Here is an 11,870-nt window from a genome sequence, read left to right as displayed (position 1 = left end):
CGGGGCCCGCCACCGCGCCCCCGGCGCCGCGGCCACGGCGGCCGGCGCCGTCCTCGGCCCGGCCGTCGCCACGTACACGGCCGTCCTGCTCTCCGACACCGCGGTGCCCACCTGGCACGACGGGCGCCGGGAGATGCCCTTCGTCTTCGCGGGGTCCGCCGCGACCGCGGCGGCCGGACTGGCCCTGGCCGCGGCCCCGGTCGCGCAGTCGGGGCCCGCGCGCCGCATGGCGGTGCTGGGGGCCGGCCTCGAACTGGGCGCGTTCCAGGTGATGAAGCGGCGCATGGGCCTGACGGCCGGGCCCTACGAGCAGGGCAGGCCGCACACGCTGCTGCGCTGCGCGGAGGCACTCACCGCGAGCGGCGCCGCGCTGACGGTGTTCGCGGGCCGGCGACGCAGCCGGTGTCTGGCGGCGGCGGCCGGCGCGGCCCTGCTGACGGGCTCCGCGGCGCTGCGGTTCGCCGTGTTCCACGCCGGAGTGGCCTCCGCGAAGGATCCCGGGTACACCGTCGTACCGCAACGGGAGCGGCTGGAGGCCCGAGGCCTTTGAGGCTCCCGCGCCGCCGGCCCGTCGGGGCGACGCCCGGCCGGCGGGCGCGGGCCACCGGCCGTCCCGCGCACGGCACCGGTTTCGCCGGGCAGTCGGCGGGTACTACGGCACCGGTTTCGCCGGGCAGTCGGCGGGGACTACGGGCGGGGCGGAGGCGTCCGAGGATGCCGTGGCCGCCCGGTCGCGGCACAATCTGCCGCAGGAGGACCGTGAGCGCCGGGCTCCGGGGGACGGGAGGACCGGCTCAGGACACCGTGAACGATCGGGCGGACCGCACCGAGCAGCACGGAGGGCACACGTCGTGGGCGTACGCACATGGATCGGCTCCTGGCCGGTCTACCGTCAGCTCAAGGGGACGGACCCGCTCGGCCGGGGCGCCGTCGCCAAGAGCCCCGCCAGCGAGCGGCTCACCCCCCGGGTCGCCACCGCGGACCGGGTGGTGAAGTCGGTGTGCCCGTACTGCGCCGTGGGCTGCGGCCAGAACGTGTACGTCGAGGGAGGGCGGGTCACACAGATCGAGGGCGACCCGGACTCGCCCGTCTCGCGCGGCCGGCTGTGCCCCAAGGGCTCGGCCAGCCTGCAGCTGACCACCGGCGGCGCCCGCGAGCACCATGTGCTGTACCGGCGGCCCTACGGCACCGAGTGGGAGCGTCTCGACCTCGCCACGGCGATGGACATGATCGCCGACCGGGTGATCGCGGCACGCCGCGCCGGCTGGCAGTGGGAGGTCGACGGGACCCGCACCCGGCGCACGCTCGGCATCGCCAGCCTGGGCGGGGCCACGCTGGACAACGAAGAGAACTACCTGATCAAGAAGCTGTTCACGGCCCTGGGAGCCATTCAGATCGAGAACCAGGCGCGCGTTTGACACTCCTCCACCGTTCCCAGTCTGGGAACCTCGTTCGGCCGCGGCGGCGCGACCACCTTCCAGCAGGACCTGCAGAACGCCGACTGCATCGTCATCCAGGGCTCGAACATGGCCGAGTGCCACCCGGTCGGGTTCCAGTGGGTGATGGAGGCCAAGGCCCGCGGGGCGAAGGTGATCCACGTCGACCCGCGGTTCACCCGGACCAGTGCGCTGGCGGACGTGCACGTGCCGCTGCGCGCCGGCTCGGACATCGCCTTCCTCGGCGGGCTGATCAACTACGTCCTGCAGAACGGTAAGTACTTCCGCGAGTACGTGGTGGCCTACACCAACGCTCCCGTGGTGCTGCGCGAGGACTTCCGGGACACCGAGGACCTCGACGGCGTCTTCTCCGGCCTCGACCCCAAGACCCGCAGCTACGACAACAGCAGCTGGCAGTACGCGGGCACGGAGGTGCAGGCGGCCTCGGGCGCACGCGACCAGGAGTACGGGGAACGCACCTGCGGCAACAGCTCGGTGGCCGAGGCCGCGCGGGGTGAGGCCCACGGGGCGGGCGGCGCGGCCCTCGGCGGGGGCGAGCCCGAGCGGGACGAGACCCTGACCCATCCGCGCTGCGTCTTCCAGGTGCTCAAGCGGCACTACGCCCGCTACACACCCGAGACGGTCGAGCGGATCTGCGGGGTGCCGCAGGAGCTGTTCCGCCAGGTGTGCGAGCTCGTCACGGACAACTCCGGCCGGGAACGGACCACGGCCTTCGCCTACTCGGTCGGCTGGACCCAGCACACCGTGGGCGTGCAGTACATCCGCGGCGCCGCCGTGCTGCAGAGCCTGCTCGGCAACATCGGCCGGCCGGGCGGCGGCATCCTCGCCCTGCGCGGGCACGCCTCCATCCAGGGGTCGACGGACATCCCCACCCTCTTCAACCTGCTGCCCGGCTACATCCCGATGCCGCACGCGCACAAGAACGAGGACCTGAACGCGTTCGTGCGGGCGGAATCCGCGCGCAAGGGCTACTGGGGCAACATGCGCGCCTACCTGGTGAGCCTGCTCAAGGCGTACTGGGGGAAGGCCGCGACCGCGGAGAACGACTTCTGCTTCGACTACCTGCCGCGGCTGACCGGATCCCACTCCACCTATGAAACGGTCATGGCCCAGCTGGAGGGAATCTGCAAGGGGTACTTCCTCATGGGCGAGAACCCCGCGGTCGGCTCGGCCAACTCGAAGATGCAGCGGCTGGGCATGGCCAACCTGGACTGGCTCGTCGTGAGGGACTTCTCCCTGATCGAGTCGGCCACCTGGTGGAAGGACGGCCCGGAGATCGAGACGGGAGAGCTGTGCACGGAGGACATCGGCACCGAGGTGTTCTTCCTGCCGGCCGCCGCACACACCGAGAAGGACGGCAGCTTCACCAACACCCAGCGCCTGCTGCAGTGGCACCACCAGGCCGTCGAACCGCCGGGCGAGGCACGCAGCGACCTGTGGTTCACCTTCCACCTCGGGCGTCTCATCCGGGACAGGCTCGCCTGGTCCACCGACCCGGTGGACCGGCCGGTGCTCGACCTCACCTGGGACTATCCCACCAAGGGCGAGACGGCGGAGCCGGACGCGGAGGCCGTCATCGCCGAGATCAACGGGCGCGACGCCGAGGGGAACCCGCTGGCCTCCTACGAGCAGCTCAAGGACGACGGTTCCACCGCCTGCGGCTGCTGGATCTACTGCGGGGTCCACGCCGGCGGCGTCAACCGGGCGGCTCGCCGCAAGCCCGGCGAGCGGCAGGACTGGATCGCGAACGAGTGGGGCTGGGCCTGGCCGGCCAACCGCCGCATCCTCTACAACCGCGCCTCGGCGGACCCCGACGGCAGGCCGTGGAGCGAGCGCAAGGCGCTGGTGTGGTGGGACGAGGAGGCGGGGCGGTGGACGGGCCACGACATCCCCGACTTCACGAAGGACAAGCCACCCGGCCACCGGGCCCCGCGGGACGCGACCGGGCCCGAGGCGCTCTCGGGCACCGACCCGTTCATCATGCAGGCCGACGGCAAGGCATGGCTGTTCGTGCCCGCCGGGCTCACCGACGGACCGCTGCCCACCCACTACGAGCCGCAGGACTCGCCCTTCCCCAACCTGCTGTACGGTCGGCAGCGCAATCCGGTGCGGCAGTTGCTGCCACCGCATCCGGACAACCGCTACCAGCCCAGCGGCACCGAGCCGGGCTCGGAGGTGTTCCCGTACGTCGCCACCACCTACCGGCTCACCGAGCACCACACCGCGGGCGGCATGTCCCGCTGGCAGCCCTGTCTGGCGGAGCTGCAGCCGGAGTTCTTCTGCGAGGTGTCGCCCCGGCTCGCAGCCGAGCGGGGGCTGGAGCACACCGGATGGGCGACGATCGTCAGCGCCCGGGCCGTGATCGAGGCACGGGTGCTGGTCACCGACCGCGTGCCGCCACTGACCGTGCACGGGCGCACCCTGCACCAGGTGGGGCTGCCCTACCACTGGGGGCCGAACGGCTACAGCACGGGCGACGCCGCCAACGAGCTGCTGCACATGTCGCTCGACCCGAACACCCATATCCAGGAGTCCAAGGCGTTCGCCGTCGACATCCGGCCGGGCCGCCGTCCACGGGGCCCGGCGGCCGTGGAGCTGGTCCGCGCCTACCGGGCGCGGGCCGGTATCGACGAGCGCACCGGCACGGAACCCTGACCCCGTCGCGGCCGTGCGCGGGCCGGGCCGCGACGGGGTCAGCGGAGCACGACCGGGTGCGGTCCGCGCTCGACGAGTTCCCCCACCACCGGGGCCCCGGGCACCTCCCCCGCCACCAGCAGACCGCCCGAGGTCTGGGCGTCGGCCAGGAGCAGACGGGTGTCCGCGTCGACGGTCCCGAAGTCCGTGCCGGTCGCCACCCACTCCAGATTGCGCCGGGTGCCGCCGCTGACGTACCCGGCGCGCACCGCCTCCCGGGCCCCGTCGAGGTAGGGCACGGCGGCGGTGTCGACCACGGCGGTCACCCCGGACGCCCGGGCCAGCTTGTGCAGGTGGCCGAGGAACCCGAAGCCGGTGACGTCGGTGGCGCACACCGCACCGGCGGCCAGGGCCGCAGCGGCCGCGTCCCGGTTGAGGGCCACCATCGTGGCCACGGCGTGGCCGAACCGCTCCCCGGTGGCCTTGTGGCGGTTGTTGAGCACGCCCAGGCCGAGGGGCTTGGTCAGCGACAGCGGCATGCCGGGGCGCCCGGTGTCGTTGCGCAGCAGTCGGGAGGGGTCGGCCAGGCCGGTGACGGCCATCCCGTACTTCGGTTCGGGGTCGTCCACGCTGTGGCCGCCTCCCACATGGCAGCCCGCCGCGGCGGCGACGTCCAGTCCGCCGCGCAGCACCTCGCGGGCCAGGTCGAGCGGCAGGACGTCGCGGGGCCAGGCGAGGAGGTTGACGGCCAGGACCGGACGGCCGCCCATCGCATACACGTCGGACAGGGCGTTGGCCGCGGCGATGCGTCCCCAGTCGTAGGGATCGTCGACGACGGGGGTGAAGAAGTCGGCCGTGGACACCACCGCCCGGTCCGTCGCGCCGTCTCCCCCGGGCAGCGTGACGACGGCCGCGTCGTCGCCGGTGGCCGCCCCGACGAGGAGCGGGAAGTCGGTCGTGGGCGGGAGCGCGGCGGACAACGCGCCGAGCACGTCCTCCAGTTCACCCGGCGGGATCTTGCAGGCGCAGCCGCCGCCGTGGGCGAACTGCGTGAGCCGTACGGGCGTTTCGCGCGTCGGGGTCATGCGGGCACTCCTGGGTGGGTCGCGGATGGTGCCGGGACTTCTGGGTAGCCTGGCGGTGTGATGGAGGCGTGTGGGTGCCTGGTGGCCCTCCCGGTCTTCAAAACCGAGGTGCCCGAGGATCTCGGGCAGGCGGGTTCGATTCCCGTCCGCCTCCGCTCCTCACACCGGTCCGGCAGCGGCGGCGCTGATCGTCCACACGTTCCGTGTGCCCGTGGGCGTCCAGGTACTCCAGCAGCGGCACGGCCACCCTGCGCGTGGTGCCGAGGGCCCGCCGTGCCTCGCTCAGGGTGAACGGCTGCGGCAGGCGGCCGAGTACGGCGACGGCTCGGGCGTCCGCGCCCGGCAGCAGCAGGATGCCGTCGCCGACCCTCAGCAGTGCCCCCGCCGAGACGGCGGCGGCCACCGCCTTGCGGTCGAGTCCCAGTTCGCTGAGGCGACCTGCTTCCGGCGCTTGGAACGGTGCCCGCGCCAGCTCGCGCCGCACGGCGTCGACGGCTGCCCGGACGGCCGGCGGCAGTGTCGGCCGGATACCGCCGGGACCGTACAACCGGCCCTGCCGGCACCGCAGTTCACCGGTGCCTGGCGTCTCGGCGAGCGCGTCGACCAGGGCCCGGTCGGGCAGTTCGAGCAGGCGGCGGGCCGCCTCGGCCGGCAGGCCGGGCTCCAGCGGGTGCCGCTGTGCGTGGCGCTCCACCTCGGCGGCCAGGCGTTCCCTCAGTCCCGCCCAGTGGGCCTCGTCGGCCAGCCAGTCCCCGGTGACGGGCGCGGTGGGTGGGGGCACTCCCATCGCCAGCAGCTCCGAGCGGCGTACGAGCCCGCGCCGCCGGAGTTCCGCCGCGCCGTCGGGACGGCCGGTCATGGCCGCCAGCTCCGCCGCCCGGACCCGTCCGGCCCCTCGTCGCTTCAGCGGTGGGGGACGCACGTCCAGGACGGTCACGCCGCAGGGTGTGCGCCGGCCGCCGGGCTCGCGCAGGACCGCACGGTCCCCGACGCGCAGGGGCAGTTCCCGGACGAGGGTCAGTCGGGCGGTGTCCTCGCCGAGCGGGCGGACGGTCACCGGCACGGCGGCCGTCCCGATGTGCAGGGTGGCCGTCCGGGGCAGCTCACCGACCGGCTCCCCGGTGACCCGGACGTCGATCAGGCCGGTGCGCAGCCAGCGGTCCGGTGACAGCAGCACCTGTCCCCGGCGCAGGGAGCCGTCGCGGGGGCCGTGCACGTTCACGGCCACGCGCGCCACACCGCTGACGGCGGACCGCTCCTCGTGCAGGCACTGCAGCCCACGCACCCGCAGCACGGCCGGGCCGTCCCCGGTCACCAGGTGGTCGCCGACGCGCAGGGTGCCCGCACCGAGCGTGCCCGTCACCACGGTGCCGTGACCGCGCACCGTGAAGGCGCGGTCCAGCCACAGCCGCACGTCCGCGTCGGCCGGCGGGTCGGGCAGCGAGCCGGCCAGCCGGCCCAGCCGCGTGCGCAATTCGTCCAGCCCGGCGCCGGTGACCGCGCTCACCGCCTCGGACGGCACCCGGCCGAGTGAGGTGGCCTCCATGCGTGCGACGGCGTCGGCGCGCACGGAGGCGGGGTCCGCCAGGTCGCTGCGGGTCACCGCGAGCACGGCGTGCCGCACCCCGAGCGCGTCGAGGATCGCCAGGTGCTCCTGCGACTGCGGCTGCCAGCCCTGGTCGGCGGCGACCGCGAACAGCACCGCGGGGACGGGTCCGACCCCGGCCAGCATGGTGGGGACGAACCTCTCGTGGCCCGGCACGTCCACGAAGGCGAGGTGCCTCCCGTCGGGGCCGAGCCGGGTCCAGACGAATCCGAGGTCGAGGGTCAGCCCCCTGCGCCGCTCCTCCTCGAAGCGGTCGGGTTCCATCCCGGTCAGCGCCCGCACCAGGGCGGACTTGCCGTGGTCAACGTGCCCGGCGGTGGCCAACACCCGCACAGCAGCTACCTCCCCGCGGCCGCGCGCACGGCCTCTGCCAGCCGTTCGTCGTCCCGCGGCGGCACCGCCCGCAGATCGAGCAGGCACCGCCCCGCCTCCAGGCGCCCGACGACGGGCACGGGGCCCGTGCGCAGGGCGGCCGCGTACGGCTCCGGCAGGGACAGGGCCGCGCTGGGCAGCGTCACGCCCGGGGCCCCGCCGCCGCCCACCGTGGCGGCGCTCCCGACGGCCCGTACGTCGATGCCGTGCGCGCCGAGGGCGGAGGCGAGCTGTTCGGCGCGGCGCATGAGCCCCGCCGGGTCGGCGGCCAGTGCGGCGGCGGTCGGGGTGTCGGGGCCGGTCAAGGTCGCCTCCAGGGCGGCCAGGGTCAGCTTGTCCACGCGCAGCGCGCGGGCCAGGGGATGGCGGGACACGGTGCGGACCACGGGCTCCGCTCCGAGCAGCAGCCCGCACTGGGGGCCGCCGAGGAGCTTGTCCCCACTGGCGGTGACAAGGGCGGCGCCCGCCGCCAACTGGCCCTGCGCATCGGGCTCTTCGGGCAACAGCGGATGCGGGGCGAGCAGCCCGGAGCCGATGTCGACGACCACGGGCACGCCCAGCGCCGCCAGTTCACCGGTCCCGGCGGCGCGCGTGAACCCGGTGATGCGGAAGTTGGAGGGGTGCACCTTCAGCACGAAACCCGTGTCCGGGCCGATCGCGGCGGCGTAGTCGGCGGCGGTCGTGCGGTTGGTGGTGCCGACCTCGCGGAGCCGGGCCCCGGTGGAGACCAGCAGGTCCGGCAGCCGGAAACCGTCCCCGATCTCGACCATCTCGCCGCGGCTGATGACGATGTCCTTTCCCGCGGCGAGCGCGGTGGCGGCCAGGACCAGGGCGGCGGCGCCGTTGTTGACGACGTGCGCGGCACCGGCGGACGGCACGCGCCCGCACAGCGCGGCCAGGGCGGTGCGCCCGCGGCGGGCCCGTACGCCGGTCGGCAGGTCCAGTTCGACGTCCGCGGCCCCGGCCGCCTCCTGCACGGCCCGGCGGGCCGCCGGGGACAGCGGCGCCCGCCCGAGGTTGGTGTGCAGCAGTACCCCGGTGGCGTTGATCACCGGGCGCAGTCCGCCGACCGTGGGGGGCAGCAGGGCGAGGGCCGTGTCCCGTACCTGTTCCGGTGGGATGGTGCCGTCGCGCGCCCGCTGCTGCGCCTGCCGGACCGCCGTCTTGACCACACCCGGCCCCAGCCGGCGCACCGCCTCCGCAAGGCGGGGGTCGCCCAGGACGGCGTCGGTACGGGGAACGCGGCGTCGCGCGTCGGTCGCCTCGTCGGCCCTTTCCCGTGTGACCCGCCGCTCCATGCAGCCACTCCTTCTCCGGCCCGGCCTGTCGGGGCTGTCCGGGGAAACCCCATCGTCTCCCAGTGCCCACGGCCGGCCGCACGACACGCCGCGACGGCACCGGGCCGGAGCGACGACACGCCGGAGCGGCTCCCCGGCACCCCCCGTTCAGGCCGGTCGCGCTCCCTGTACGCGCCGCGCGGCGGCCCACCTGGCGTCCGGGCCGAGCCCCGGACGGCCGGTGTCGGGCCGGAGTGTGCCGCCGACCGGCGACAGGGTGCCGTCGAACAGCAGGCGCTCGACGCGCACGTGGTCGTGGAAGTACTCCAGGTGCCACAGCCGGCGCACCGCGCAGAAGACACGGGCGGAAACGGCCGGGGCGCAGCGCGCGGACAGGTCGAGGTGCTGTGCCGCGGACAGGCCCACGACCTCCGGCACCCCGTGATCCCGCCGCAGCGGGTGACGTCCGCCTGGAGCCAGTCCACCCCGGGGCCGTCCGCGAGGCTGACGAAGTCCCGCAGGGTGAAGGGGTACTGGCCCGCGGCGATGTCCACCCGCTCCGGCCCCCGTTCGCGCAGCAGCCGCAGGCCCGTCAGGTCCGCGGAGCCGACGGGTTCCTCGAACCACCGCACCTCCCACTCGTCGTGGGACCTGCGCGCACGGTAGAGCGCCTCCTTGCGGCCGAGCGAGCCGTTGGCGTCGGTGAAGGCCTCCGTCGCGTCACCGGCCGCCTCGCGCACGGCGGTCGGCCGCTGCGGGTCGTGGTCGGGCTCCGCGATGTCTTCAGCTTCACCCGGGTGACAGCCTGGCCTCGGGGTCCCACAGGGCCACGTCCACCGCGGACAGCCATGAAGCCGGCTCCGGGGCGCCCGGCGTTGCGGATCCGCTCGCCCGTCGGCCGCCACAAGGCCGGCGGCGGGCAGGCGCGGTCCCCGCGCTGCAGCGGGGCCGGCTGCGAGCAGGTGAACGAGGCGACCGACACGTCCCCGTACGTGTACCCCAACCCGGTCCTCCCGCCGCCGTGCACCCGTACCGGGACGAGGGCCGTGGCCTCCCCCTCCAGGGCGCCGGCCCTGCTCCTTGCCGTTCGGGCCGTCCGCGGGGACCTCGAAGGCGTGAGCGTCGACACCGTCGATGCGGCACTCGTCCACTGCGGCCACCAGCGTCATGACGCCGCTCCTCGGGACGTGTCCCTGCCGTCGCCACCGACTGCCCCGGGGGCCGTCCCCGTAGACGGCGGGGAGGGGCATGGACCGGCCGCGTCGAGGAGCTGCGCCATCCGCGCCATGAGGTCGTCGCGGAAGAGCGCCCGGCCGTGGCGGACCCGGCGTTCCCGGTCGGGACCGGGTGCGGTGAGCCGCTCCAGCGCGCCGAGCAGACCGGACTCGTCGGCGGCCAGGTCGGAGAGGCCGAGGGCGGCCATCCGCCGTACGCCGTCCGCGCCGTGGCCGGGCAGGGGGCGGTATCCCACCACCGGCAGACCCGCGGCGAGGGCCTGGACGGCGGTCTGCCCGGCCGCGTTGTCCACCAGGGCGCGGGCGGCATGCATCAGGCCGGGCATGTCGGCGACCCAGCCCAGGGTGAGGACACCCGGGGTCTGGGGCAGGCGGCCGCGCAGCCGGTCGTTGCGGCCGCACAGCACCACCGGGAGGAAGCCGCGCCCTGCCAGCAGGGCGGCGGTCGCCGCGAGGCGCGAGCCGGCCCCCCACGCGCCCGCGGAGAGCAGGACGGGCGGGCGCCCGGGACCGTGAAGGGCGAAGCGCCGCGACCACTGCTCCGCCCCGGGGGCGGGTGCGGAGAAAGCGGGGGCCACGACCGGACCGGCCGTCTCGGCGGGCGTGGCGATGTCCTCGCGCACCGCGCGCGCCGCTTCGTCGGTGAGGCAGAGGTAGCGGTCGTTGCCGGGGTGGAGCCACTGCCGGTGGACGGAGAAGTCGATGAGGAAGACGGCGCTCGGCACCCGGAGCAGCCCCCGGGAGCGGAGATGGCCCGTCAGCTGCGCGGCCAGATGGAATACGGGTACCACCAGGTCCGCACCGGTGCGGTCCGCCAGACGCGTGAGGCGGCCGGCCGCGAGCCGGGCCAGCGGGACACCGCTGGGGCGGCGGCCGGTCCCGCGGCGGAGGAACACCTGGTAGAGGCCACCGTAGGCCCAGGGAAAGTGCCGTACCGACGCCTGGTAGAAGGCCCGCAGTCCGCCGCCCAGGCCGTACGGCAGCAGCCGCAGCACATCCACCACCGCTGTCCGGTGGCCGTGCTCCCGCAGGCGGCGCGCGAGTTCGGCGGCCACCGTGTCGTGTCCGGCCCCCATGCTCGCGCTGATGATCAGAACCCGCCGCGCCCCCTGCGCGGACCGTGCGGCGGGGTTCCGGTCGCTCGCGTCGCCCGACGCGGACACACAGGGGAAGATGTTCACGTTGGTACCCATTGTCCCTGTCGTGCTCCCCGAAACGTCCGCCCACTCCGCGTTCCGTCAGACCGAGGCGAGCGGGTCCCGCCCGTCCGCCTCCTCCCGTACGAACCCGGGAGCGTTCGCATCCCGCCCGCCGTCCGGGGTTCGCCTTCGCAGCCGAGGTCAGCCGTCATGTCCCAAGCTCCCTCCCGCGCTCGATCCGCCCCCGTGCTGTCCGAAGGCGACCCTGGCCCGGCCGCAGGCCCCGCCGAGCGCCGGTCACCCGCCGACCGGGCCGCCCATCGGGGCACAGCGCTGGTGACCGGTGCGTCGTCCGGCATCGGCGCCGCCGTGGCGCGCCGACTGGCCGCCGAGGACGACTGGCACCTGGTGCTCAACGGGCGTGACACGGCGCGACTCGCGCGCGTCGCCGAGCAGGCGTCGGCCGCCGCCTTTCCCGCGGATCTCACCCACCCGGGTGCCGAACGGCGGCTGGCCGAGTTCGCCCTCCGTCGCGCCGGCCGGGTGGACCTGCTGGTGGCCTGCGCCGGGATCGGCTGGGCCGGCGACTTCGGCGCCATGCCCCGGTCGGCGATCGACGACGTGGTCGACGTGGATCTGCTGAGCACGGTGCGCCTGGTACGGCATCTGCTGCCGCACATGGTCGCGGCCGGCTCCGGACGCGTGGTGCTGGTCGGATCGCTGGCCGGCGTCGTCAGCGTCCGCGGCGAGGCCGTCTACTCCGCCGCCAAGGCGGCGCTCGCCGCGTTCTCCGACGCCCTGCGGTACGAACTGCGCGGTACGGGCGTGGGAATCACCCATGTGGTCGCAGGGGTGGTGGACACACCGTTCTTCGAGCGCCGGGGCGCGCCCTACCGGCGGTCGTGGCCGAGGCCCGTGCCCCCCGAGCGCGTGGCGGACGCCGTCTGGTGCGCGGTCCGCCGGGGCAGGGACGAGGTCTATGTCCCCGGCTGGCTGCGCCTGCCCGCGCGGGTGCACGGCGCGGCGCCCGCCCTGTACCGGCGGCTCGCCGCCAAGTACGGATGA

The 11,870-nt window shown here is 75.0% G+C and carries 7 protein-coding genes, 1 tRNA gene and 2 pseudogenes (1 of these 10 cut by a window edge); 4 read left to right on the top strand and 6 right to left on the bottom strand.

Translation table 11 applies throughout. From position 1 onward, the window contains the following. Window positions 1-550, top strand: partial view of an NrfD/PsrC family molybdoenzyme membrane anchor subunit gene (nrfD, locus tag ACFSL4_RS27175; RefSeq protein WP_381088219.1) — the 3' portion only. Its footprint begins 464 nt before the window's first position; only the last 550 of its 1,014 coding nucleotides appear in the window; the start codon falls outside the window, past its left edge; it ends in the stop codon at window positions 548-550. A gap of 301 nt (window positions 551-851) precedes the next feature. Further along, on the top strand, window positions 852-4,112 hold the full coding sequence (fdh, locus tag ACFSL4_RS27170) for a formate dehydrogenase (protein ID WP_381088216.1): 3,261 nt from the start codon (window positions 852-854) through the stop codon (window positions 4,110-4,112). Window positions 4,113-4,150: 38 nt separating this feature from the next. Here the strand turns inward: fdh and selD are convergent, their stop codons facing one another. Further along, window positions 4,151-5,176, bottom strand: coding sequence for a selenide, water dikinase SelD (gene selD, locus ACFSL4_RS27165; RefSeq protein ID WP_381088213.1), 1,026 nt, complete (start codon window positions 5,174-5,176; stop codon window positions 4,151-4,153). A gap of 62 nt (window positions 5,177-5,238) precedes the next feature. On the opposite strand from selD, the gene ACFSL4_RS27160 reads away from it, so the two are divergent. Further along, window positions 5,239-5,331 (top strand) — tRNA-Sec (locus ACFSL4_RS27160). An 80-nt stretch (window positions 5,332-5,411) separates the two neighbouring features. On the opposite strand, the pseudogene ACFSL4_RS27155 reads toward ACFSL4_RS27160, so the two are convergent. The 5 genes and pseudogenes from ACFSL4_RS27155 to ACFSL4_RS27135 form a co-directional block, all read right to left on the bottom strand. After that, window positions 5,412-7,109 (bottom strand): annotated as a pseudogene (locus ACFSL4_RS27155) (GTP-binding protein); the annotation flags it as partial. An 11-nt stretch (window positions 7,110-7,120) separates the two neighbouring features. Next, window positions 7,121-8,452: an L-seryl-tRNA(Sec) selenium transferase gene (gene selA / locus ACFSL4_RS27150; RefSeq protein ID WP_381088210.1), complete on the bottom strand. Its 1,332-nt coding sequence runs from the start codon at window positions 8,450-8,452 to the stop codon at window positions 7,121-7,123. Window positions 8,453-8,599: 147 nt separating this feature from the next. After that, a complete protein-coding gene (locus ACFSL4_RS27145; RefSeq protein WP_381088207.1) occupies window positions 8,600-8,869 on the bottom strand; it encodes an enolase-like domain-containing protein in 270 nt (89 codons plus the stop codon). 8 nt (window positions 8,870-8,877) lie between these two features. Then, window positions 8,878-9,600 (bottom strand): annotated as a pseudogene (locus tag ACFSL4_RS27140) (enolase C-terminal domain-like protein); the annotation flags it as partial. Beyond that, window positions 9,597-10,859 (bottom strand): MGDG synthase family glycosyltransferase, encoded by a 1,263-nt coding sequence (locus ACFSL4_RS27135; protein WP_417821521.1) that lies wholly within the window; start codon window positions 10,857-10,859, stop codon window positions 9,597-9,599. The pseudogene ACFSL4_RS27140 and the gene ACFSL4_RS27135, both read right to left, overlap by 4 nt. 156 nt (window positions 10,860-11,015) lie before the next feature. Between ACFSL4_RS27135 and ACFSL4_RS27130 the strand changes: the two genes are divergently transcribed. Beyond that, the gene (locus ACFSL4_RS27130) at window positions 11,016-11,870 is read left to right on the top strand and encodes an SDR family NAD(P)-dependent oxidoreductase (protein WP_381088204.1); all 855 of its coding nucleotides are present in this window, start codon (window positions 11,016-11,018) and stop codon (window positions 11,868-11,870) included.

Source organism: Streptomyces caeni, assembly GCF_042678285.1.
GTDB classification, from domain to species: Bacteria; Actinomycetota; Actinomycetes; order Streptomycetales; family Streptomycetaceae; genus Streptomyces; species Streptomyces caeni.
This window is presented reverse-complemented; position numbering and strand designations above follow the sequence as displayed.

What these genes read in the sequence shown, in the direction of transcription:
- ACFSL4_RS27130 (WP_381088204.1), top strand. Translation starts at nt 11,016, where the DNA reads ATGTCCCAAGCTCCCTCCCGCGCTCGATCCGCCCCCGTGCTGTCCGAA.
- ACFSL4_RS27135 (WP_417821521.1), bottom strand. Translation starts at nt 10,859, where the DNA reads ATGGGTACCAACGTGAACATCTTCCCCTGTGTGTCCGCGTCGGGCGAC.
- selA (WP_381088210.1), bottom strand. Translation starts at nt 8,452, where the DNA reads ATGGAGCGGCGGGTCACACGGGAAAGGGCCGACGAGGCGACCGACGCG.
- selD (WP_381088213.1), bottom strand. Translation starts at nt 5,176, where the DNA reads ATGACCCCGACGCGCGAAACGCCCGTACGGCTCACGCAGTTCGCCCAC.